At 28.0% G+C, this 23,066-nt stretch carries 20 protein-coding genes and 14 tRNA genes; 3 read left to right on the top strand and 31 right to left on the bottom strand.

What is annotated here, in order from left to right; translation table 11 throughout:
• The 31 genes from BQ2505_RS01510 to BQ2505_RS01360 form a co-directional block, all read right to left on the bottom strand.
• Entirely contained in the window at positions 1-888 is an 888-nt protein-coding gene (locus BQ2505_RS01510; RefSeq protein WP_074016049.1) for a branched-chain amino acid ABC transporter permease, read from the bottom strand.
• Between the two features lie 27 nt (positions 889-915).
• On the bottom strand, positions 916-2,064 hold the full coding sequence (locus BQ2505_RS01505; RefSeq protein WP_143403531.1) for an ABC transporter substrate-binding protein: 1,149 nt from the start codon (positions 2,062-2,064) through the stop codon (positions 916-918).
• Between the two features lie 423 nt (positions 2,065-2,487).
• Complete coding sequence (gene rpmB, locus BQ2505_RS01500; protein ID WP_074016047.1) at positions 2,488-2,745, bottom strand: 50S ribosomal protein L28; 258 nt, start codon at positions 2,743-2,745, stop codon at positions 2,488-2,490.
• A gap of 285 nt (positions 2,746-3,030) precedes the next feature.
• Positions 3,031-3,107 (bottom strand) — tRNA-Met (locus tag BQ2505_RS01495).
• A 5-nt stretch (positions 3,108-3,112) separates the two neighbouring features.
• Positions 3,113-3,189 (bottom strand) — tRNA-Ala (locus BQ2505_RS01490).
• Positions 3,190-3,207: 18 nt separating this feature from the next.
• Positions 3,208-3,283 (bottom strand) — tRNA-Gly (locus tag BQ2505_RS01485).
• Between the two features lie 24 nt (positions 3,284-3,307).
• Positions 3,308-3,391, bottom strand: a tRNA-Leu gene (locus tag BQ2505_RS01480).
• A gap of 9 nt (positions 3,392-3,400) precedes the next feature.
• Positions 3,401-3,476 (bottom strand) — tRNA-Thr (locus BQ2505_RS01475).
• Positions 3,477-3,479: 3 nt separating this feature from the next.
• Positions 3,480-3,556: transfer RNA gene (locus BQ2505_RS01470), tRNA-Asp, on the bottom strand.
• 5 nt (positions 3,557-3,561) lie between these two features.
• A tRNA-Val gene (locus BQ2505_RS01465) sits at positions 3,562-3,637 on the bottom strand.
• A gap of 15 nt (positions 3,638-3,652) precedes the next feature.
• Positions 3,653-3,727 (bottom strand) — tRNA-Glu (locus BQ2505_RS01460).
• An 8-nt stretch (positions 3,728-3,735) separates the two neighbouring features.
• Positions 3,736-3,811, bottom strand: a tRNA-Lys gene (locus tag BQ2505_RS01455).
• A 6-nt stretch (positions 3,812-3,817) separates the two neighbouring features.
• A tRNA-Gly gene (locus BQ2505_RS01450) sits at positions 3,818-3,893 on the bottom strand.
• 50 nt (positions 3,894-3,943) lie between these two features.
• Positions 3,944-4,017 (bottom strand) — tRNA-Cys (locus tag BQ2505_RS01445).
• Between the two features lie 7 nt (positions 4,018-4,024).
• Positions 4,025-4,100: transfer RNA gene (locus BQ2505_RS01440), tRNA-Phe, on the bottom strand.
• Positions 4,101-4,103: 3 nt separating this feature from the next.
• Positions 4,104-4,180: transfer RNA gene (locus BQ2505_RS01435), tRNA-Asp, on the bottom strand.
• Between the two features lie 5 nt (positions 4,181-4,185).
• Positions 4,186-4,261: transfer RNA gene (locus tag BQ2505_RS01430), tRNA-Val, on the bottom strand.
• Between the two features lie 137 nt (positions 4,262-4,398).
• Complete coding sequence (locus BQ2505_RS01425; protein ID WP_074016046.1) at positions 4,399-5,145, bottom strand: aminotransferase class IV; 747 nt, start codon at positions 5,143-5,145, stop codon at positions 4,399-4,401.
• A gap of 2 nt (positions 5,146-5,147) precedes the next feature.
• A complete protein-coding gene (gene pabB, locus BQ2505_RS01420; RefSeq protein WP_074016045.1) occupies positions 5,148-6,503 on the bottom strand; it encodes an aminodeoxychorismate synthase component I in 1,356 nt (451 codons plus the stop codon).
• A complete protein-coding gene (locus BQ2505_RS01415; protein ID WP_074016044.1) occupies positions 6,487-7,098 on the bottom strand; it encodes an anthranilate synthase component II in 612 nt (203 codons plus the stop codon). Before BQ2505_RS01415 ends, pabB begins: the two co-directional genes overlap by 17 nt.
• Before the next feature lie 284 nt (positions 7,099-7,382).
• Entirely contained in the window at positions 7,383-7,646 is a 264-nt protein-coding gene (gene rpsP, locus BQ2505_RS01410) for a 30S ribosomal protein S16 (RefSeq protein ID WP_074016043.1), read from the bottom strand.
• A 46-nt stretch (positions 7,647-7,692) separates the two neighbouring features.
• Positions 7,693-9,036 (bottom strand): signal recognition particle protein, encoded by a 1,344-nt coding sequence (gene ffh, locus BQ2505_RS01405; protein ID WP_074016042.1) that lies wholly within the window; start codon positions 9,034-9,036, stop codon positions 7,693-7,695.
• Between the two features lie 12 nt (positions 9,037-9,048).
• Complete coding sequence (gene ylxM / locus BQ2505_RS01400) at positions 9,049-9,360, bottom strand: YlxM family DNA-binding protein (protein ID WP_074016041.1); 312 nt, start codon at positions 9,358-9,360, stop codon at positions 9,049-9,051.
• Positions 9,361-9,449: 89 nt separating this feature from the next.
• Positions 9,450-9,971, bottom strand: a complete 522-nt coding sequence (gene cobO / locus BQ2505_RS01395; RefSeq protein WP_074016040.1) for a cob(I)yrinic acid a,c-diamide adenosyltransferase — start codon at positions 9,969-9,971, stop codon at positions 9,450-9,452.
• Between the two features lie 12 nt (positions 9,972-9,983).
• Complete coding sequence (locus BQ2505_RS01390; protein WP_074016039.1) at positions 9,984-11,336, bottom strand: MATE family efflux transporter; 1,353 nt, start codon at positions 11,334-11,336, stop codon at positions 9,984-9,986.
• Entirely contained in the window at positions 11,330-11,812 is a 483-nt protein-coding gene (gene ispF / locus BQ2505_RS01385; protein WP_074016038.1) for a 2-C-methyl-D-erythritol 2,4-cyclodiphosphate synthase, read from the bottom strand. Before ispF ends, BQ2505_RS01390 begins: the two co-directional genes overlap by 7 nt.
• Complete coding sequence (rfaE1, locus tag BQ2505_RS01380) at positions 11,806-12,786, bottom strand: D-glycero-beta-D-manno-heptose-7-phosphate kinase (RefSeq protein ID WP_074016037.1); 981 nt, start codon at positions 12,784-12,786, stop codon at positions 11,806-11,808. The genes ispF and rfaE1 overlap by 7 nt, the downstream gene beginning before the upstream one ends.
• A 220-nt stretch (positions 12,787-13,006) precedes the next feature.
• Entirely contained in the window at positions 13,007-13,543 is a 537-nt protein-coding gene (locus BQ2505_RS01375) for a TlpA family protein disulfide reductase (RefSeq protein ID WP_074016036.1), read from the bottom strand.
• 24 nt (positions 13,544-13,567) lie between these two features.
• A complete protein-coding gene (locus tag BQ2505_RS01370; protein ID WP_074016035.1) occupies positions 13,568-14,920 on the bottom strand; it encodes an alanine/glycine:cation symporter family protein in 1,353 nt (450 codons plus the stop codon).
• A gap of 264 nt (positions 14,921-15,184) precedes the next feature.
• On the bottom strand, positions 15,185-16,675 hold the full coding sequence (locus BQ2505_RS01365; protein WP_074016034.1) for a cobyric acid synthase: 1,491 nt from the start codon (positions 16,673-16,675) through the stop codon (positions 15,185-15,187).
• A 58-nt stretch (positions 16,676-16,733) separates the two neighbouring features.
• A complete protein-coding gene (locus tag BQ2505_RS01360) occupies positions 16,734-17,549 on the bottom strand; it encodes a M48 family metallopeptidase (RefSeq protein ID WP_074016033.1) in 816 nt (271 codons plus the stop codon).
• Between the two features lie 192 nt (positions 17,550-17,741).
• Between BQ2505_RS01360 and BQ2505_RS01355 the strand changes: the two genes are divergently transcribed.
• The 3 genes from BQ2505_RS01355 (at position 17,742) to BQ2505_RS01345 (ending at position 23,061) form a co-directional block, all read left to right on the top strand.
• The gene (locus BQ2505_RS01355) at positions 17,742-18,455 is read left to right on the top strand and encodes an MBL fold metallo-hydrolase (protein WP_074016032.1); all 714 of its coding nucleotides are present in this window, start codon (positions 17,742-17,744) and stop codon (positions 18,453-18,455) included.
• A complete protein-coding gene (locus BQ2505_RS01350; protein ID WP_074016211.1) occupies positions 18,455-21,154 on the top strand; it encodes a DEAD/DEAH box helicase in 2,700 nt (899 codons plus the stop codon). The genes BQ2505_RS01355 and BQ2505_RS01350 overlap by 1 nt, the downstream gene beginning before the upstream one ends.
• A gap of 131 nt (positions 21,155-21,285) precedes the next feature.
• Entirely contained in the window at positions 21,286-23,061 is a 1,776-nt protein-coding gene (locus tag BQ2505_RS01345) for a hypothetical protein (protein ID WP_074016031.1), read from the top strand.
• The last annotated feature ends 5 nt before the right edge of the window (positions 23,062-23,066 follow it).

The raw sequence follows: 23,066 nt of genomic DNA, 5'->3' as shown, positions 1-23,066 counted from the left end.
CTATACTTTCTCCTTTACATTCTTCCCAAAAATTCCAGTTGGTTTAAATAATAAAACAATAATTAATATTGAAAACACAAAAGCATCTGCAAGTTGAGATGATAAATATGCTCTTGTTAAACTTTCAATAATTCCTAATATAAATCCTCCAACAACAGCTCCAGGTAATATTCCTATTCCCCCTAATACTGCTGCAACGAATGCTTTTATTCCTAGCATAGACCCCATCAATGGTTGAATTTGAGGATATGCTGAGACATATAATACAGATCCTACAGCTGCAAGTCCACTTCCTATTGCAAATGTTAGCTGTATTGTTCTATCTACATTTATTCCTACAAGCTCTGAAGCAGCATAGTCTTGACTTGTTGCTATCATAGCCATTCCATATTTTGTTTTCTTCATAAATAAGTGTAAAGAAATAAATAATATAACTGTAACTATTATTGTAGAGAATGCACCAAAACTTATTTGTAATCCATTTATCAAATTAACAGGTCCTTGATTAAAAACCTTTGGAAATGATCTTGTATTTGGTGTAAATAATTTCATAAAGACATTTTCTATAAATAAACTAACTCCAATAGCTGTAATCAAATTAGAAATCCTAGGTGAATTTCTAAGTGGTCTGTAAGCTATTTTTTCAGCTAAGCATCCAATTAAAGCACAAACAACAATTGCCGGAATTACTGTTGCCCAAATTGGAAACCCCCAAGAATTAAACAGAGGAATAGAGAAAAGTGAAACATAAGCTCCTATCATTATTATATCTCCGTGTGCAAAATTTATAAGTTGAGCTATTCCATACACCATAGTATATCCCAATGACACTAAAGCATATATACTCCCTATTTGTAAACCGTTAATTATTTGAAGCAAAAACTCCATTTCTCTATCCTCCTATTTTATTCATTCTTATTTAGAAACTACTGAATCAAATGTGTAATCTCCATTTACTATTTTTATCATTGTAACACCTTTTACAGGGTTATTTTTTTCATCATATTTTAAGCTACCAGTTATTCCAGCAAATTCTATTTCTTTTATTGCTTTTGCAAGACTTTCTTTATCAACACTTCCATTTTTTTCAATAGCAGCTTTTAATATATAAGCAGCATCATAACTTAATGCTGAGAAAGCTGATGGTTCATCATTATATTTTGCTTTATAATTAGTTATGAAATTTTGAATTTTTTCATTACTATCTTTTACTGAGTAATGGTTAGCAAAATATACATTTTCAATAGCTGAATAAGATGATTTATCTACAGTCTTAGCAACTCCATCCCAACCATCTGGACCAAGTATAGTTGAATTTAATCCAACTTCTTTTGCTTGTATAGCTATTAAACCATCTTGTTCATAATAATCAGGTACAAATAAAATATCTGGATTTTTTTGAGCAATCTTTGTTAATTGAGCTTTAAAATCTTTATCTCCATCTGAGTATCCTTCTTTAGCTACAATTTCAATTCCTTGTTTTTCAGCTTCAGCTATAAATGCATTTGCAACTCCGTCTGAATAATCACTTGAGTTATTTACAACAACTGCAGCTGTTTTAGCTTTTAAACTTTCTTTAGCAAATTTTGCTAATACTTCTCCTTGATAAGGATCTGTAAAACATACTCTAAATATATTTGACCCAGCTTCTGTTATATTAAGTTGAGTTCCTGTTGGAGTTATCATTGGTATTCCATCTTGAGCAGCAACTTCTGCAACAGCAACACTTGGTTTAGATGTAATGTCTCCAACTAATGCTACCATTCCCCAATCTACTAATTTATTGTAAGCATTAACAGCTTCTGTAGAATCTCCTTTTTCATCTAACAAGTTTAATTCTACTTGTTTTCCTAGAATTCCTCCATTTGCATTAATTTCATCAATAGCAAGTTTTAAACCATTTGTTGCAGATACTCCATATATTGCAAGTGGTCCTGTTAATGGTCCAAGAGCTCCTATTTTAATTGTTTCTGCATCTCCTGATGCCTTTTCAGTTTTTGGTTCTCCACATGCTACAAAAAGCATTGAAGCTCCAAGTAATGATGTTAAAATTTTCTTCATAATAAATCCTCCCATATAGTTTGTTTTTTTATTAAGGCATACTATACCAAAAAAAATAAAAAATGTAAAGAATTTTTTTATTTTTTTTTGATATTCTTATACTAAAAAAATGGTCTATATTTTTGTAGTGTTTTCTAAAGCTAATAAATATGGACTATTTAACGATTACTTTTCCCTATTTTGATACATTTTTTAATATCAATTTCAAAAAAAATAAAAAAGACTTTTTTATATTTATACTTTATATATAAATAAAGTCTCTTGACAGCCCTATGAGTTCTACGAGCTCAATAAAAACAGGCTCTTCGAACTAATACGGACGTCAGAGACTAATAAGTATTTTATTTTATACTTTCCTATAGAAAGAAAAAAACCACTCTAATGAGTGGTTTTCAGTTTAAAAATCAGTGCACTAATTTTTAAATATTACTTATTTAAGTGTTTTACTAGTCTATCACTTAAAGTAGCTGAATTATCTTTTAAAATTCTCATAACTTCTACTTCAGAAGCTCCTTTTAAACTTTTTAAAGTTCTAGCACATACTTTTATTTTTATTGGACTACCATTTACAACGATAGTTGTAACTTGTAAATTTGGTTTCCAAACTCTTCTTGTTAATCTATGAGAGTGAGATATTTGGTTTCCACTTATAAGACCAGTTCCTGTTATTTCACATCTTTGCATAGTCACACCTCCTTAAAAATCTTAATTAATAATACGAATTATTTTATCATTTAATTTAAAAAATTGCAAGTTTTTTTGAAAAGCTTATATACTTGGGCTAAAATTCTATTAAAATCATATAAAAAATAAGAGATTCTTAATTGAATCTCTTTTAAATTTGCCTGTTTTTTGTCTGTTGTAATTTTTATATTTTATACATATTTATAAAACTTTATTAAGTTTTTAGCTTTTAAAAGCTCTGATTTTTAGCACATTTAGAATTTTATAAAATCTTATTAAAAAAAATGGTGCCTAGGAATGGATTCGAACCATCGACCGTACGGGTATGAACCGTATGCTCTAGCCAACTGAGCTACCTAGGCAAAAATGGTGGAGATAAGCGGGATCGAACCGCTGACCTACGCAGTGCAAGTGCGTCGCTCTCCCAAACTGAGCTATATCCCCATATTAAATTAAATGTCTTGGAGCGGGAAACGAGACTCGAACTCGCGACATTAACCTTGGCAAGGTTACGCTCTACCAACTGAGCTATTCCCGCAAAGTTTCCCTTTTTTTTATTGAATGGTGCGGAGAGAGAGACTTGAACTCTCACGTCTAAGACACTAGATCCTAAGTCTAGCGCGTCTGCCAATTCCGCCATCCCCGCATATTTTTCTGGTGCCGCTTATCGGAGTCGAACCAATCACCTACTGATTACAAGTCAGTTGCTCTACCAGATGAGCTAAAGCGGCAAATGGCGGGAGTGACGAGGCTCGAACTCGCGACCTCCTGCGTGACAGGCAGGCACTCTAACCAACTGAGCTACACCCCCATTTATGGTGGTCACAATAGGACTTGAACCTATGACCCCCTGCTTGTAAGGCAGGTGCTCTCCCAACTGAGCTATGCGACCATATTTTATATTTTTTGGTACCCCGTAGGGGAATCGAACCCCTGTTTCCAGAGTGAAAATCTGATGTCCTAACCACTGAACGAACGGGGCTTATTAAATGGTGCGTCATACAGGGGTCGAACCTGTGACCTCCTGATTAAGAGTCAGATGCTCTACCAACTGAGCTAATGACGCATAATTTGGAGCGGGAAACGAGGTTCGAACTCGCGACATTCAGCTTGGAAGGCTGACGCTCTACCAACTGAGCTATTCCCGCATACCTTTTAGATATTATCATAGTATTTTTAAATTGTCAAATGTTTTTTATGGAGGCGACGACCAGATTCGAACTGGTGATGGAGATTTTGCAGACCTCTGCCTTACCGCTTGGCGACGTCGCCATATTAATGGTGCCCAGAGGCGGAATCGAACCACCGACACGGGGATTTTCAGTCCCCTGCTCTACCGACTGAGCTATCTGGGCAAATGGCGGGAGTGACGAGGCTCGAACTCGCGACCTCCTGCGTGACAGGCAGGCGCTCTAACCAACTGAGCTACACCCCCATTTATGGTGGTCACAATAGGACTTGAACCTATGACCCCCTGCTTGTAAGGCAGGTGCTCTCCCAACTGAGCTATGCGACCTTTTTTGATACTTGTTCATGATATCATATTTTTGAAATTTAATCAATATTTTTTTATATTTTTTTATATTTTTTTTATACAGCCCTACTTTATAACTTAACCTCTCACGACTAAAGTCGCGAGTGTTCTGGCATAATTTATAAAATATTTATTTTTTTTTCATAATTCAACCTTATTTTTTTTGATAACTTTGTACTCTCTAATCTTTTCTCCCCAAATTGAATAACTGGCATAACCCCCAATAAAGAGTTAGTCACAAATATTTCATCATAAGTATCAACTTCATTTAAATATATTTTCTTTTCAGTCACTTCATAATTTAAAAGTATATATTTTCTTAGTGTTCCATTTAAAAGTCCACAAGATAATCTAGGAGTATATATTTTTTTATCTTTTATAAAAAATATATTTGTTGTTGCTCCTTCTGTTATTTCTCCTTTTGAATTTAAGAAAATAGGCTCGTCATAATTATTTTTTTTTGATTTTCTTTTTTCTAAAATATTATCTCCATAATTTAAAGTCTTATGATATGTTAAAACAGAAGTTTCATTTCTTAATACAGATGAAATATCTATTTTAAAACCTTTTTCAAAATCTTCTTCTTTATAAGAATAGTCTTTTCTAAGAAAAACTCTATTTTTTTCTGAAATAACTATTTTTAAAACTTCTTTCTTTTTAGTTTCTGAGAATAAAGATTTACTATTATCAAGAAATTTTTCAATTTCATCTTTTGTCAATTTATTTGTATTTATTCCCAAAGTTACTAAAGAATTATTTATTCTAGCAATATGTTCTTCCAAAAAAATAGCTCTATTATCATATAATAAGACAGTTTCAAACAAGCCTAATCCAAAACTATACCCATCATCAAATTCTATATTCATAATTATTCCTTTATTGCTTCAAGAAGTGCTTTTGCTTTTTGTAAAGTTTCTTCATACTCAAACTCTAAGTCTGATTCACAAGTTATTCCCCCACCTACTCCAAGATAATATTTACCTTCTTTATGAATAGCTGTTCTGATAACAATATTTAAATCACAATCTCCATTAAAAGAAATGTAGCCTATTGAACCTGTATACAAGTCCCTTCTTGTTTTTTCTAATTCATCTATAATTTCCATTGCTCTTATTTTAGGAGCACCTGTTATAGAACCACCAGGAAATGTAGCTCTTAATAAATCTACAAACTTATATTTTTCTTGTAATTTACCTTTTATTGTTGAAACAAGATGAAAAACTGTCGAATAAGTTTCTACTTCAAAAAGTTCTTCCACTTTCACAGATTTTAATTCACATATTCTGTGTAAATCATTTCTCTCCAAATCAACTATCATTAAAAGCTCACTCTTATCTTTTTCTGAATTAGCCAATTCTTTTTTCAAAATTTCATCTTCCTCTAGAGTGCTTCCTCTTTTTCTAGTTCCCTTTATAGGTCTTGTTTCAATTATTCCATTTTCCATTCTTATAAATCTTTCTGGAGAAGCACTTACAACTTCAAAATCACCATAATCTAAATATGAGCCAAATGGAGATGGATTAAATTTTCTAAGATAAGCAAAAACTGACAAAGGATTTTTCTTACTTTCTATTTCAAGTCTTTGAGTCAAGTTAGTTATATATACATCTCCCTCTATGATATAGTCTATTGTTCTTTTTATTGCATTCAAATAATCTTCCTTAGAAAAATGAGAGTAGAATTTGGATAAAACAGTATTCTTTATTAATTTTTCTTCTTTAAATTCTATGTTTTCAATCAATTTCAATAAATCTAAATATTCTTCTTTCACTTTATATGAAATATAAATTTCAGAAGTTTCATTGTTTTGAATAATAAAAGTTCTATAAAATCTAATTATAGACTCCGGTATTCTTAAATCATCGTTATGTCTTGTGCAAATATTTTCATATTTTCTTCCATAATCATATGAAAAATATCCTATTCCCCCTGCTATGATAGGTAAATTTGTTGTATTTTCTTCTTTATTTTCTGTTAAAAATTTATCCAGAACTTCATCAAAAGGTCTTTCACTTTCGACACCATTTATAATAGTTTTCCCTTTTTCTTCTCTTAGTTCAAAAAAACAATTCATTGCTATAATGGAAAATTTACCATATTTATTTGTTAAAGAAGAATCTAAAAATGAAATTTTTTTATCTTTAAAATCTTCTTGTGAACTCAAAATTCTAAAAATCTCATAAATATCTATTTGTTTTTCTAACCTTTTAATATTTGTTTGCATTTTCTAGATTCCACTCCTTTGCAAGTTCTATAAAGTTTCTAATCATTTCATGCCCATATTCCGTTAAAACTGCCTCTGGGTGAAATTGAACTCCATATAATGGATATTTTTTATGAGTTAAAGCCATAATTACTCCATCATCTGTTTCAGCTTCTATTTCAAATTCATCTATAATTCTTTCTCTTTCTACTACTAACGAATGATATCTTGTTACATTTATAAATTTTGGTAAATCTTTAAAAATATTTTTTCCAACATTTTTAATTCTATAAATTTTCCCATGAATAGGACTTTTCCCTTTAGTTACAACTGCTCCAAATTCATATCCTATTATTTGATGTCCTAAACAAACACCAAATATTGGTATTTTTTTATAAAATTTTTTAACTATTTCACCACATAATCCAGAATCTTTAGGACTCTTAGGACCTGGTGAAATAATTATTCCTTCCAACATATTTTTATCTAAAAGCTCTTCAACATATTCTATTCTAATTTTGTCATTTCTAACTATTTCCATTTCAATATTTTCTTCTAAAAAATAACTAACTAAATTGTATACAAAAGAATCATAATTATCTATCATCAGAAACATACCTAAGCCTCCATAAAAATTGTTTTAAGTTATTTTAACATTATTTTATTTTTGTAGCTAGTAATTTCTAAAAAGTAAAATTATAAAATTATAAATTGTAAAATAAAAAAGTCTCTTGACAGCCGTATGAGTTCTACGAGCTCAATAAACACAGGCTCTTCGAACTAATACGGACGTCAGAGACTAATAAGCATTTAATTTTATACTTTCCTAATAAATAAAAAAGATGTTTTTGTATGAACAGAAACATCTTTTTTGAAAGTATTTTATTTTTTTAGATTTTATTATTTCTTTTTGCTTGCTTCAAATTTAGCCCAAATTCCTGCTTTATCTAAGATAGATTTTACAGTTCTAGTTGGTTGAGCTCCATTTTGTAAGAATTTTAGGATTTCTTCTTCTTTTAAAACTACTTTAGAATCTTCTAATGGGAAGTAGTTTCCTAAGTAAGCAACGGCTCCTCCATCTCTTTTTGATAAAGCTTCCATAGCTACTAATCTGTAAGAAGGTCTCTTTTTATCTCCTAATCTTGTAAGTCTTAATTTTAACATAATTCACATCTCCTTTTATTTATATAAATATTAATTAAAAACATATTTAAAATGGAAATCTTCCATTTTTCCCCATTCCACCAAAAGCACCTAAATTAGGCATTTTTCCTGAACCAAACATTTTCATCATAGACTTCATTTGTTCAAATTGTTTTAAAAGTCTATTTACATCTGCCACATCAGTTCCACTACCTTTAGCTATTCTTATTTTACGACTAGCTTTTAATATTTCAGGTTTTTTTCTTTCTTCTTTTGTCATTGATTGAAGTATAGCTTCAACTTTTTTCATTTCTTTCTCAGCCGGAGCTAAATCATCTATCTTAGGCATACCTGGAATTAATTTCAATATTCCCCCAAGTGAACCTAATTTTTTTATAGTTTGTAACTGTTTTAAAAAATCATTAAGGTCAAATTTTTGAGTTCTAAGTTTTTCTTCCAATGATTTTGCTTCATCTTCATCAATAGCTTCTTGAGCTTTCTCAACTAAAGTAACTACATCTCCCATTCCTAAAATTCTTGACACTAATCTATCTGGGTAGAAGATCTCAATATCATTGATTTTTTCTCCAACTCCTACATATTTTATAGGTTTTCCTACAACAGCTTTTATTGATAAAGCTGCTCCTCCACGAGTATCCCCATCTAATTTTGTTAAGATAATCCCGTCAACACTCAAAGCATCGTTGAAAGATTTAGCTAAATTAACTGCATCTTGACCTATCATGGCATCTACAACTAAAAGAATTTCTTGTGGTTTTATAACTTTCTTTAATTCCTTTAATTCTTCCATCAAACTTTCATCTATATGAAGTCTTCCTGCTGTATCTACTATCATATAAGTTGCATTTATTTCTTTTGCTTTTTCTAAAGCTCTAGTAGCTATACCTATTACATCTTTGTTATCTTCTTCAGAATAAACCTCAACTCCAATTTGTTTTCCTAATACTTGTAGTTGTTTTATAGCTGCTGGTCTATAAACATCGACTCCAACTAACAATATTTTTTCATTTTGTTTTTTTAAAAGATTAGCTAATTTTGCTGCAAAAGTTGTCTTCCCTGCTCCCTGTAAACCTGCTAACATAACAATAGTTGGATTTCTAAGCCCCTTTGTTATTTTTGAGCTAGTTCCTCCCAATAATTCAACTAATTCATCATTTACTAACTTTATAAATTGCTGAGCTGGATTAACTCCTCTTATAACCTCTGTCCCTATTGCTTTTTCACTAATCTTATTTGTAAAGTCTTTAACTACTGCATAGTTTACATCAGCCTCTAAAAGAGACATTTTTACTTCTCTTAAAGCTTCTTTTATATTATCTTCACTTAATTTTCCGTGACCTCTTATCTTTTTGAAAATATCTTGAAATCTATTTCCTAAATTTTCTAGCATTCTTACCTCACATTAAAGAAACTCATTTATAATTTTTTCTAAATACTCAGAGCTAAAATTATCTTTCAAACTGTTAAGCTCTTCTAACAATTTCTTTTTTTTCTTATAAAATTGTAATTTATTTTCATATTCATAAAGAATATTTATTCCTCTTTTAATATTATCGTGAATTGCCTGTCTACTAACATTATTATTCTTAGCAATTTCAGAAAGAGATAAATCATTATCAAAATGATCCTCTAAATATTCTCTTTGTCTGTCACTTAAAAGAGATCCATAAATCTCTAAAAGATTAGCAATTTCAATAAATTCATCTAGTATCATAATAATCACCTAGCAATTATATGATATAATCTAAAAAATGTCAAGTATTTTATCTTTACATATTTAAAAACTTGTAAACATCTTTTTTATTATTTTTCTATACCTTTTCTTGCCATAACTCCTTTTTGAAAATAATGTTTAACTTCTTTCATTTCAGTCACTAAATCTGCTAATTCTATAAGCTCATTTGGAGCATTTCTTCCTGTTAATACAAGCTCTGTTGTTTCCGGCTTATTTTTTATTAAAAACTTTATTTCTTCTACTGAAATTAAATCATATCTTAGAGTTCCCAATATTTCATCAGCAATAACGATATCGTAATCTGCAGATAAAAGAGCATTTTTTAATGTTTCATAGCCTTCTCTCATAAGTTTTATATCTTCATCAGTAACAAACTCTTTACTTTTGATAAAAACTCCTCTTCCATACCTTACATGAGTAACCGTTTCAAACTTTTCTAAAGTATGAAGTTCTCCATAATCTCTTCCTTTCAAAAATTGACAGAAAAAAACTTTAAAATTACTTCCAACTGCTCTAGTAATAAGTCCTAAAGCTGCCGTTGTTTTACCTTTTCCATTTCCTGTATATATTTGCACATAACCTTTTTTCATATTTTCTCTTTTCTAATTTAATTCTCTCGTTACATTATTTACCCATTTTTTACTTTTATATCTCCAAATAATAAAAGGTAATTTTATTATTTCATCAGACATTATTAAAAAATATACAAACTTAGTTGGTAGCTTTAAATAAAAAGCTGCAAAAGCTGAAATTAAAACAGAACCACCCCAAAGAGGTACAACATCTGCTACCAAAGCAAATTTAGTATCTCCTCCAGCTCTAAAAACTCCAACAACCAAAACTGCTGATACTCCTTGAATCAATATATAATACAACATAATATTTAGAGTGAAATTTAAATAATCTGCAACTTCTGAGTTAAGACTAAATTTTTCCACTATAAATGATTTTATAAAATAAAGAAGTATAGACCCACTTAAACTTGATAAAAAAGAGTATATCAATAATTTACTAGCATAAATTTTTGCTGTCTTAAAATCCTTTTTTCCAATTTCTTTCCCAACCATAATTGCCGTCGTATTTGCAAGACCAAAAGCAAATACTAAAGCTAATTGTTTTACAACAGAAGTTATAGAATTGGCTGCTACTATCCCATTCCCTAATCTTCCTAAAATAGCAACTCCAGCTGCTGTTCCTCCAGCCCATAAAAGTTCATTCAATATTGTTGGTAAAGAATACCTATAGAAATCTTTTTTTAATATAGGATCTAAACTCCTGATATATTCCCATTTTATTGATACAAAATTATAATTTTTAGAATTATAGTAAATCACAATAGCAAGTTCTATAAGTCTAGCTATCAATGTTCCTATTGCAGCTCCTCTAATTCCCATCTCTGGAAAACCTAATTTTCCAAATATCAAAAAATAGTTTATTAAGAAATTACTTAAAAATGAAGTTGCATAGATTACTGTTGATATGACAACTCTTTCAACACTTCTTATTGTAACTAAATAGACTATGGTTATTGAACTAGTTAGATAAGAAAAACTAACTATTTTTAAGTATTTTACTCCTTCCAGAATAGTAAGCTTATCATTTGTAAATATACTCATTGCTTTCTCTGATAGAAAAAAAGCAAAACTAAAAAAGAATACACTTAAAATAAAAGCTGTTCTTATGCCTATTGCCATAACTTTATCTATAGATTTTATATCCTTTTTCCCCCAATATTGAGCTGTTAAAACTGTGGCACCGGATCCTATTCCAAAAAATAATAAAATTAATATAAACTGAATCTGACTTGCAAGAGATGAAGCTGATAAAGATATCTCATTATATCTTCCCAACATTATTACATCTGTACTTGAAATTGCAACATTTATTAAATTTTGTAATGCCATAGGAAGTAAAAAAGCTAGTACAGTTTTCCTAAATGTTGATGTATCTAACATTCCTTACTCTCCAATAAAACTACACAATAAGATTTAACTCCACTTTCATCACCGGTAAATCCTAATTTTTCCTCTGTTTTTGCTTTAACATTTACAAGTTCTGAATCTATATTTAAAATCTTTGCAATATTTCTTTCTATTTCATCAATATATGGTCTTAATTTTGGTTTTTGCATAACAATAACACTATCTATATTTACTATTTCATATTTTTTATCTTTCATCATTTTATCTATTTTTTTCAATAAAATAGAACTATCTATTCCTTTTAAATTTTCATCATTGTCTGGAAAATGCAATCCTATATCTCCTAAACCTAGAGCTCCTATTATAGCGTCAGTTATAGCATGTAGAAGTACATCTCCATCAGAATGTCCTAAAACTCCTTTTGTATGTGGAATTTCTACTCCACCTAATATTAATTTCCTACCTTCAACCAATCTATGAACATCATAGCCATTTCCTATTCTTAACATTTGCAAGTCCCTCCAACATTATATATACTGTTATATGTTGAAATTAATTCTTCCTTATCTACAATAGAAGTTCCTATTTTCCCAACAACTATTCCTCCAGCAGCATTTGCAATTTTGGCAGCTTCTTCCCAAGTTGCCCCTGCAGCTCTGGCTAGTGTAAATACTGAAATAACTGTATCTCCTGCACCTGTCACATCATAAACTTCCTTTGCATAGGTAGGAATATTATGAATATCTTTATCATATAAGGTCATTCCTTCTTCACTTCTTGTTATTAAGACAGTATCTAAGTTAAATTCTTCTTTTAATTTTTCCCCAACAACATCTATATCTTCTGTTGACATAGCATTTATAGCTGAGTATGCCTCTTTTTTATTTGGAGTAATAGATGATGCTCCTTTAAAATTTTCTATATTCTTAGGCTTAGGATCTACTGTAACTATGACATTATTTTCCTTACATAGTTTTATAATTTTTTGTGAAAGAGTTTTTGTTAGTAAACCCTTATTATAATCAGATAAGATAACTGCATCTAACTTTTTTATTTGCTTTTCTAAATTACTTATTATTTTTTCTTCTTCAACTTCATTTACAGAAAATTCTTCTTCCCAATCCAATCTCAAAAGTTGTTGATGTCCTGCTATAACTCTTTTTTTAACAATAGTTGGTCTATTATCAACTTTTAATATTAAACTACAATCAACATTTTTAGAAAAAGCATTTATTAATTTTTCTGCATTCTTATCATTTCCAACAAGTCCACCACAATAGACATTGGCTCCTAATGCTGCTAAATTATTAATAACATTTGCTGCTCCACCTAACACAAATTTTTCTTCTGTTACTTTTACTACTGGTACTGGAGCTTCTGGAGAAATTCTTTCAACTTTTCCCATTATATATTCATCTAACATCAAATCTCCAATTACAGCAATTTTTATATTTTTAAAATTTTCTATTAAATTTCTTATCATAATAGCCTCCTATTTTAATATGATTTTATTATATCAAAAAAATTATAAATAAAAAAGTCTCTTGATAGCCGTATGAGTTCTACGAGCTCAACGAACACAGGCTCTTCGAACTAATACGGACACCAGAGACTAATTTTCGTTTTTTAATTTTATACTTTTCTATAGATAAAAAAAGTTTTTTATCAAAGTAATGATAAAAAACTTTTTTGAAAGTAAAATTTTATTTTTTTAATGTTTCTTTAAGAGCTTTTCTTAATTGTTCTTCAGAAATTGCTCCTCCAATATATCCTTCTAAATACCCCTTTTTATTTACTACAAAACTTGTTGGGAAAAATCTTATACCGTATTCTTGGAAAGATCTTCCTGTTTCATCAAATAAAACTGGATAAGTAACTTTTTTCTTAGATAAAAATTTAATAATTTCTTCTTTTTTGATATCTACATTTCCTGGATTGTCTTTTGTTTTAGGTCCTGCTACACCTAAGAATATAACATCTTTTTTGTTTTCTCCAAACTCTTTATATAACTTTTCAAAAGCTGGTAATTCTTGAACACAATATCCACACCAAGTTGCCCAGAAGTTAATAAATACAACTTTTCCTTTGTATTCTTCTAAATTATGTTTTTTACCATATTGATCATATAAAACTATATTTGGAACCTTTACATCTTCTTTCTTTTTAGCAGTCTCCGAAAACACACTAAAACTCATAACTATAAAAACTAATACTAATAAAAACTTATTTCTAAATCTCATTTTAAAACCTCCTATATTTTTACTTTATTTTTTTAAAATTTCCTCATAACTTTTCAAAGATTCTAAAGCTGGTTTAGCTATAAAAATAATTGTAATAATATTTATTACAGTCATAATTCCAAGCCCAAAATCAGCTAAAGACCAAATAAACATATCTTGTTTTATTCCACCTATGTATATCATAACTATTAATAAAATTTGATATAGAGCATTCAAGTATTTACTTTCATGTATAAAATAAACTGCACTCCTACCATAGAAAGCCACAGCAAGTATTGTACTTACACAAAAGAAAAACATTAAAATTACTACAAATGGTGCTCCCAAGCTTCCAATATGATGAGTCATCGCTGCTTGGAATAATCCCATTCCAGATAAACCATTTATAGTTTCAGCTGGTACAAGTAAAACTATAAAAGCTGTTGCACTACATATTATTAAAGTATCTATAAACACTCCGAATGCTTGAACCATTCCTTGTTTTGCTGCAATTTCTGTATCAACTGCTGCAGCTGCATAGTTAGAGTTTCCACTTCCTGCTTCATTTGAAAATAGACCTCTTCTAACTCCATTCATAACAATAGCACCAAATGTTCCACCTAAAAATTCTTTTCCTCCAAAAGCTTGATAAAATATATTTCCTATCATCGATGGTATTGCTGTTAAATTTGAAGCAAGTACATATAAAACTGCAAGTATATACATAACTGCCATTATAGGAACTATTTTATTCAATGAATTTATTATTGAGTCTTTTTTACTTTTACTAAAAAATATTATGTATGCTACCATAACAGCAACAATTATTGAAGATAAAGTTTGTATATTTAAACTTCCAATATTATAAGTGTAAACACTTGAAATTGATTCTGTTATAGAATTTGACATAATTTGAGTTACACCAAAATAACACACAACAGAAGCTAAAGCATAAATAACTCCAAGCCATCTCATTTTTAATCTCTCAGCTATAACAAAGGGAGTTCCACCAATGTATGTCCCATCTTCTTGTTTCTTTCTATAAATAACTGCCAAACTTGATTCGATAAAAGCTGTTGCTGAACCTAACATTGCCACAAGCCACATCCAAAATATTGACCCTGGTCCTCCAACAGATATTGCTGCAACGACTCCAGCTATATTTCCAGCTCCTACTCTACAAGCTGTTCCCAAAAAAAATGTTTCAAGGGAACTCACTCCATTTTCTGTTTTATCATTTTTAAATAATACTTTTATAATTTTAGAAAAAAGTCTAAACTGCATGAATTTTGTTCTAAAAGAAAAATAAATTGCTGCTCCTATCAACATAAAAACCAAAATATTCTTTCCCCACAAAATTCCATTTACAGCATCAACTATGCTATTTATACTTTCCATTCCTTCTCCCTATCCTTCTTAATTTTAATTATTTTAGAGTATAACATACTTATTATAAAAAAGTCTATTTTTTTTATCTTATAGGAAAGTATAAAATTAAATAGCAAAATTAGTCTCCGACGTCCGTATTACTCTGAAGAGCATTTCGATGAGCTCGGAAGAGTCATACGGCTGTCAGCAGACTTTATTTATTCATTGAGAAAGATAAATTCAAGTAGTAATATGATATTAGTCTTAATTTCAATACTAATTCATATAGGACTTTTATACATCTCTATTTAAAATAGCATATAAACTTTTCATATCTAAATTATCTCTTATGAGCTTTGCCAATTTCTTATATTCTCTATTTTTAAATTCTGAAAAAGACATTTCCACCTCTCTTAATGGAATATTTTTTTTAGCTCTTATAAGATTTAAAAAATCATTTGTAAACTTTGAATTATCAAAAATCCCATGAATATATGTTGCAAATACATTATCCTTACAAATAATTAGTTCTGTAAAAGTTGATACTCCTTGATGTATTTCATATCCCTCTATCTCATACCCATTGAAATTTTTTAATATTCCACTTTGATTTAAAATATTCTTTTTCACTTGAACTGTTTTTTTGATTTCACCAAAAGTAGTTTCATAATCAAAAAAGTTAAAACCATCTATTTCTGTTACAGAACTTTCCAAACATTTAGGATCATATATTTTTGCCCCCAACATTTGAAGACCACCACAAATTCCAACTATAATTTTCCCTTCTTTTTTTAGTTTTACAATTTTGTCATATAGACCTCTAGCTTTTAAATCTTGTAAATCTGTTATAGTATTCTTACTACCTGGAAAAATTATTATATCTTCGTTTCCCAAATCTTTTTCATCGTAGACATACTTTACTTTCACATCATCATATTGATTAAAGGCATAAAAATCAGTAAAATTCGACATTTTTTTTGTTTTTATAATACTTATCTCAATATATTTTTTATCTTTTTCTATTAAAGATTTTTTCTCGACCGTCATCTCTGTCAAGCTATCTTCTTCTTCTACTTTAAAATCTCCGTAAGGAATAAGTCCCAAAAATTTTATATCTAAACCTTGCTCCTTAAACTTTTTATCCATTATTTCTATTGCAGGTTTTAATAAATCTGAATCTCCTCTAAACTTATTTATTATGTAACCTTTTATTCTTGCTCTATCCTCTTTCTCTAATAACATAACTGTTCCATAAATTGAAGCAAAAACTCCACCTGTATCTATATTTCCTACCAAAACTACTGGGGCATCAACAAGTTCTGCCATACCCATATTCACTAAATCGTATTCTCTTAAATTTATTTCAGCAGGACTTCCTCCACCCTCAAGAACAGCTATATCAAAATTATTTTCTAAAATTTTATAACTTTCTAATGCTATTTGTTTTAATTCTTTTGATTTCGAAAAATAATCCTTAGCATTAGCTGTATAGGCTACTTTTCCATTAATTATAACCTGTGAGTTATTATCTGAATTCGGTTTTAATAAAATTGGGTTCATAAAAGCTCTAGGCACTTCATAAGCTGCCTCAGCTTGAACAACTGTTCCTCTACTCATCTCAAGCCCTTCAATATCAACAAAAGAATTTAATGCCATATTTTGTGACTTAAAAGGAGCTACTCTATAACCATCTTCAGCAAAAATTCTACATAACCCAGCAACAAGAACAGTTTTTCCAACTGAAGAGCCTGTTCCTTGTATCATAATATTTCTATGCTTTAACATTTTTTATTCTCCTTTTGAATAAAATTCTAAAAGCTACTATACTTAGCTAAATAAAAAATTATCTGGCTCTGTAATACTTCATAGCTTCCGGCAAAAATTTCTTTAGCTCTTCCACTCTTTTTTCACTTGAAGGGTGTGTTGATAAAATTTCTAAAGTTTGACCACTTCCACTCATTTTCATCATTCTTTCTTCTGCAATTATAGCTTCTTCTGGATTATACCCTGCCATAGCCATAAATATCATTCCGTATTTATCTGCTTCATACTCTTGTGTTCTATTAAATTTTAAAAGTCCTATTGCCAAACCTTTTTCTGCCAAATCATTGCTTACAAGTCCTGTCAACCCATTTGTTGCACTGTCCAATATTTTTTTACCAGCCATTATATATCCGGCGAAAGTTTGACCACTAGCTCTTTCAGCATGATGACCTCCAATAACATGTCCTATTTCATGCCCCATTACATAAGCAATAGCTCCATCTGTTTGTAAAACTGGTATTATAGCTGTATAGAATGCTATTTTCCCTCCAGGTAAAGCAAATGCATTTATTTGATTACTTTGAATTAAATTATATTCCCACTTTAAATTCTTTAATATATCTTGCATTTGATTTTCTCTTAAATATTCATCTACTGCTCCTGTTACTCTTCTTCCTATTTCAGCAAGTCTACGACCTTCTGCTGTATTGTTAGCAAGTAAATTTTCTTTTTTTAAATCTCCTATCATTTTATTATATTGTGCTGTTGAACTTTCAATAATACTTTCATCACTCACAAACTTTAATTGTTTTCTTCCTGTTAGTGGTGCTGTTGAACAAGCAACAAGTAATAATCCTAGTCCTAATATCAAAAATATATTTATTTTTTTCTTCATATTTTCACTTCCTTTTTTCTAAAATTAAATTATATTTATTTTTCATAAGTATATCATATTTATATACTTTATTGCAAAATTTAAAAATTGCTGAAATATATTTAATAATTAAATAAAAAAATATAAAAACACTTTTAATATTTTGTAAAAAATGATACAATTAAATACTATTTATAATTAAAGAGGTATAATATGATTTACTATATTTATCATAGTGGCTTTGCTATGGAGCTTGATACAAGCATTCTTATTTTTGATTTTTATAAATTTCCAGAAAATAAAATTTCTGAAAAAAAATATTTTTTTGATACTTTTATAAAAAGAACTGATAAAAAAGTATATATTTTTTCTTCACACAGTCATTATGACCATTTTAATAAGGAAATTTTATCTTGGCTAAATATTAATGAAAATATAAAATTTATTCTTAGTGATGATATAAAAACTTACAAACATAAGAATTTCTATTTTACTAAAGATGGTGATAATTTAAAAATAGATAATTTGAACATACATACTTTTGGTTCAACTGACCTAGGGTCGTCTTTTTATATCAATGTTGACAACAAAAATATTTTCCATTCAGGAGATTTACATTTTTGGCATTGGGAAGATGACACTAAAGAAGAAGAACAAACTATGTACAATAACTATATGAAAGAAATAGAAAAAATAAAAGCAATGAACAAAATTGATATTGCATTTGTTCCTGTTGACCCTAGACTTGGAGTTAACACCTTGGAGGGAGTAGAAATTTTTTATAAAAATTTAGAACCAAAAGTAATAGTTCCTATGCATTTTTCTGATAATTATAGTTTTATGGACAAATTAAAAAATATGTTTTCTAATATTGAAAATGTTAGTATTATTGAAATAAAGGAAGATATGAGTGTGATTTTAAAGTGATTGAAAATATAAGATATTATGTTTTAGTGGAAAAAGAAAATGGTCTATTCTTGAATTTATTTGATGAAAATAAAAATATGGTAGATAATTTTTTTAGCTTAAATGAAAATAAAATAAATAACTATATTATAGAATATCAAAATAAAAAAGCATTTTTTATAAGTTGGGACAAGTTTGATGAAGATAAAAATTCCCTGAAAGTTGAGGAAGACTTATTAGAATTACTTTTAGAATCAAGTGATTTAGTTGATGTAAATTTTGAAAAAGTTACTATAGTTGGTCTTAAAAACATTACACTTGTTGCAAGAAACAATCCAAAAAATAATGATAGTATTGATATATTTTTCGAAATAGATGATAATATAATCTCCAAAAATAATATTGTAGGGAATTATATATATTTCAAAGGTTGTTTTTATGAATTAAACATTATAAAAAATACTCTATTTTCTGTAAAAGATATTTTTGAAAATATAGATAAATACGATTTAGAAAGTTATTTTACATTAATTTTAAAGAATTATAAGAATATAAATATAAGATATGAGGATTATGACACAGTTAATATGACTCCTAAAAAAACAATTCCTCAGATTATAATTGAAAAAGTTTCTTTTGATAATAGCCTTTACTTAAAGTTTGACTCAATAGTTTCAACAATGGATTACCTTTTCTTCGAAAAGAATAAAATAGAAAAAGTTGCAACTATAAATGAAATAGAAAAAAAAGTTGAAATTTCAGATTTAAGCTTAGAAACATTAAAGTCTAGTATGCAAGAATTTGTAAAAGTTATAACACAACTACAAAAAAAAGCAGGTTTAAAATCTTCTTTTTATATAGATACTGAAAATTTTATTATCTTAAATGAAGATTTAGCTAAAGAATTTGTTAGAAAAGAATTACTTCAATTAGTTTCTAGATACAGTGTTATTGGAACTGACAAATTAAAAAAATATAATATAAAAGCTGTTAAACCTAAAATTTTTGGTAGCTTCAAATATGGAATTAACTATTTTGAGGGAGAAGTTAAAGTTGAAATCGAAGGAGAAAAAATTTCAATACAAGAACTTTTTAATAAATACAATAAAGATGAATACATTGTCTTAACAGATGGCACTAATGCTTTAGTCAATAAAGAATATATGAAAAAATTACAAAAACTCTTTAAAGATGAAGACGATAAAATTAAAGTTTCCTTTTTTGACTTGCCATTAGTTGAAGAATTATTTGAAAATATTACCTTTGAAAAAGAAAATAGTAACGAACTATTTTTTAAAGGAATAAATGAAATTTCTTACAATGAAAAAGATATTCCTAAATTAAATATCTCGTTGAGAGATTATCAAAAATATGGATATAATTGGTTAAAATACATTACTGACAATAATCTTGGTGCTTGTCTTGCTGATGACATGGGACTTGGAAAAACTATTCAAGCAATTGCTTTAATTACTAAACTTCATGAGAAGAAAAAGAAAAAAACTTTAGTTGTTATGCCTAAAAGTCTTATATTTAACTGGGAAAATGAGATTAAAAAATTTGCCCCTTTTCTAAAAGTCGGGATACATTACGGCTTAAATAGAGAATTTAAAAATTTAAAGTCAGCTGAAGTTATTTTAACTACTTATGGGACAGTTAGAAACGATATTGAAAGTCTTATGAAAGAAAAGTTCGATTTAATTGTTTTAGATGAAAGTCAAAATATTAAGAATGTCAATTCTCAAACTACAAAAGCTATATTATTATTAAATGCTCCTAAAAGAGTGGCTCTAAGTGGTACTCCTATAGAGAATAATTTGTTAGAACTTTATTCGTTATTTAGATTCTTAAATCCATCTATGTTTGGTTCAATCCATGAGTTTCAACAAAATTACATTCAACCAATACAAACTTTTTCAGATAAAAGTTCTATAAAAGAATTAAGAAAAAAGATTTATCCTTTTATTTTGAGAAGAGTTAAAAAAGAAGTTTTAGAAGATTTACCAGACAAAATCGAAAAACTTCTATATATTGATATGTCAGATGAGCACAGAAAAATATACGAAGAAAAAAGAAAACATTTCTATTCTTTATTAGAAAGTAATAAAAATAAAAACGGAGAATTTGATAGTTTTTTCATTATTCAAGCTATTAACGAATTAAGACATATCATAAGTTCTCCTGAATACATAAATAAAAAAGTTTTTTCAGAGAAAAAAGAAATTTTAGTAAACAATGTTACAGAAGCCGTAAAAAATGGACATAAAGTTTTAATATTCGTAAATTACTTATCTTCTGTTGATTCTATTTGTTCTTCACTTACTAAAAATAATATCAAATTTTTAAAAATGACTGGTGAAGTTAAAAATAGACAAGAATTGGTCGAAAAATTTCAAACTGATAACAGATATAAAGCCTTTGTTATGACACTAAAAACTGGAGGTGTCGGTTTAAATCTTGTTGCAGCTGATACTATTTTTATTTATGACCCTTGGTGGAATAAAACTGTTGAAAATCAAGCTATTGATAGGGCTTATAGACTTGGACAAGACAAAACAGTTTTTGCTTATAAAATGATTATGAGAAATACTATTGAAGAAAAAATATTAAAATTGCAAGAAATGAAAAGTAAGTTATTAGATGAGTTAATATCTGAAGATAATTTATATACAAAACATCTTACTCAAAGTGATATTGAATTTATTTTAGGAAATAATTAAAAATAAATAAAGTCTCTTAATAGCCGTATGAATTGAGCTCAATAAACATAGGCTCTTCGAACTAATATAAATATTAGAGACTAATTTTTGCTATTTAAATTTATACTTTCCTATAGAACAAGGAGCAAATAATGATTGATATTAATTATAACTATGAAACCTTAATAAGTCTATATAATAGGTATTTCATAGAATGGATAGCCGATGGTATTATCGGTAAAGACTTAAATATCTTTGATATTTCAAGCATTGGAACTAAAGATGAAAATAGAGAAAAAGATTATGAAACATTAAAGAATTTAATAAATGAGATATTTTCTGATGAAAAAGTATTCAATGTTATATATAAAACTTTTCCTGAAAAAGTTAAAGAAATTTTTTCATATACTGTATGGAAAAAGAACTATCCTATAGACCTTAATGAATTAGAAGTTTATTTTAATATTTCAAATAAATTCGATGCTGCAAGTTTTACACTTAAAGATGAATATCTTTTCTTTAAAGTTCTTAATAACCCTAACAATCAAGGAAAAGAGCTTATTTTAGACTATAAAATAGCAAGACTTTTAAGAAAATATACTGATAAAAAACCTAGTGAATATTTTATTGAAGCAGAAAATAATGAAAATGAAATAAATTTTAAATTTTACAAAGATAATAACGAATATGAATTTATAAACAATATGAATTTTTATCTAGACTTTTTTAACTCTGGAGAAGTTTCAATTGCAAGTAATGGAAAAATTTTAAAAGACTCTAAAAAAAATATGCAAAAGCATTGTGAAATTACTGAATATTATAACGATGTTAAGGGACTTGAGTTTTTAAAAACAGAAACTATTTGCTTATTATTTATTTTATTAAAAAAACAATATAGAGAAAAATCATATTTTAACTCTAAAAATATAAAAAATATAATTGAAGATTTTTTTAATACTAATTTATTTAATACAGAAGATAGTTACATTTATACTAATTTATTTTTAAATTATTTAAAAGGAACAAAAAATATTTGGAAAAATCCTGAGAAAATAAAAGAAACTACTTATACTTTAGTTCAACTTTTAAGAGAATTTCCTGAAAATGGTATTGTCAGTGTTGAAAAAATAATTAGAGCATATATTTTAAGAGAAGAAAACGATTTAATAGCTCCAAAAGATATTACAGATTATATTTATATAAATGAAGCAAACGGCCAAAGAGCTAAGATACAAAATGATATTGATTATGTTAACTATATTATTGAACCATTTGTAAAAAGCTATCTTTTCTTACTTTCAATTTTTGGAGTATTTGAAATTTTTTATGAAAAACCTTTTTTTAGAAAAGGACTTTTTTTAAAAAATAATTATCTTTCAAAATATGATGGCTTAAAATATATAAGATTAACTGATTTAGGTAAATATATTCTTGGTTATAAAGAGAATTTTGAAATACTTGATAAAAAAGAGAAGGTAGAAATTCACCTTGATGATAAAAGACAATTTATAACTATTGTTGGAGAAGCTCCTGCTAGAGTTATGTTTTTTGAAAAAATATCTATAAAAATTAAAGGAAATATGTTTAAATTTACCTATGATAGTTTTCTAAAAGGAATAAAAACTTATGAAGAACTTATTGATAGGATTGAGAAATTTAAAGAAAACACTACAAGAGAACTTCCTTTAAACTGGCAGGAATTTTTTGAAAATTTAGAGAAAAAATTCAATTCTATTAAATTAATATCTGATTATGTTGTTTTAAAATTAGATGATAATAAGGAGTTAATACAATTAGTATTAAAAGATTCAAGAATAAAGAAAATATGCTTAAAAGCTGAAGATTATCATCTTATTGTTAGCAAAGAAAATTTAAAAGAACTTGTAAAAATATTTGGAGAATATGGTTATTACTTAATTACTGATTAAAGGTG

Source organism: Fusobacterium massiliense (assembly GCF_900095705.1).
Classification (GTDB): domain Bacteria; phylum Fusobacteriota; class Fusobacteriia; order Fusobacteriales; family Fusobacteriaceae; genus Fusobacterium; species Fusobacterium massiliense.
The sequence above is the reverse complement of the archived record's forward strand: the minus strand, read 5'-3'. Positions and strand labels throughout refer to the sequence as shown.

Excerpts from the sequence above, each read along its gene's own strand:
- BQ2505_RS01375 (WP_074016036.1), bottom strand. The coding sequence starts at position 13,543 with ATGAGATTTAGAAATAAGTTTTTATTAGTATTAGTTTTTATAGTTATG.
- cobO (WP_074016040.1), bottom strand. The coding sequence starts at position 9,971 with ATGAAAAAAGGTTATGTGCAAATATATACAGGAAATGGAAAAGGTAAA.
- BQ2505_RS01390 (WP_074016039.1), bottom strand. The coding sequence starts at position 11,336 with ATGTTAGATACATCAACATTTAGGAAAACTGTACTAGCTTTTTTACTT.
- ylxM (WP_074016041.1), bottom strand. The coding sequence starts at position 9,360 with ATGATACTAGATGAATTTATTGAAATTGCTAATCTTTTAGAGATTTAT.
- BQ2505_RS01365 (WP_074016034.1), bottom strand. The coding sequence starts at position 16,675 with ATGTTAAAGCATAGAAATATTATGATACAAGGAACAGGCTCTTCAGTT.
- rpmB (WP_074016047.1), bottom strand. The coding sequence starts at position 2,745 with ATGCAAAGATGTGAAATAACAGGAACTGGTCTTATAAGTGGAAACCAA.
- BQ2505_RS01360 (WP_074016033.1), bottom strand. The coding sequence starts at position 17,549 with ATGAAGAAAAAAATAAATATATTTTTGATATTAGGACTAGGATTATTA.
- BQ2505_RS01510 (WP_074016049.1), bottom strand. The coding sequence starts at position 888 with ATGGAGTTTTTGCTTCAAATAATTAACGGTTTACAAATAGGGAGTATA.
- BQ2505_RS01415 (WP_074016044.1), bottom strand. The coding sequence starts at position 7,098 with ATGTTTCTGATGATAGATAATTATGATTCTTTTGTATACAATTTAGTT.
- ispF (WP_074016038.1), bottom strand. The coding sequence starts at position 11,812 with ATGTTAAGAATAGGAAATGGCTATGATGTTCATAGATTGGTTGAAGGT.
- rpsP (WP_074016043.1), bottom strand. The coding sequence starts at position 7,646 with ATGTTAAAATTAAGACTTACAAGATTAGGAGATAAAAAGAGACCTTCT.
- pabB (WP_074016045.1), bottom strand. The coding sequence starts at position 6,503 with ATGCAAACAAATATTAAAAGGTTAGAAAAACAAATAGATATTTATGAG.
- ffh (WP_074016042.1), bottom strand. The coding sequence starts at position 9,036 with ATGCTAGAAAATTTAGGAAATAGATTTCAAGATATTTTCAAAAAGATA.
- BQ2505_RS01370 (WP_074016035.1), bottom strand. The coding sequence starts at position 14,920 with ATGGAAAGTATAAATAGCATAGTTGATGCTGTAAATGGAATTTTGTGG.
- BQ2505_RS01345 (WP_074016031.1), top strand. The coding sequence starts at position 21,286 with ATGATTGATATTAATTATAACTATGAAACCTTAATAAGTCTATATAAT.
- rfaE1 (WP_074016037.1), bottom strand. The coding sequence starts at position 12,786 with ATGATAAGAAATTTAATAGAAAATTTTAAAAATATAAAAATTGCTGTA.
- BQ2505_RS01355 (WP_074016032.1), top strand. The coding sequence starts at position 17,742 with ATGATTTACTATATTTATCATAGTGGCTTTGCTATGGAGCTTGATACA.
- BQ2505_RS01425 (WP_074016046.1), bottom strand. The coding sequence starts at position 5,145 with ATGAATATAGAATTTGATGATGGGTATAGTTTTGGATTAGGCTTGTTT.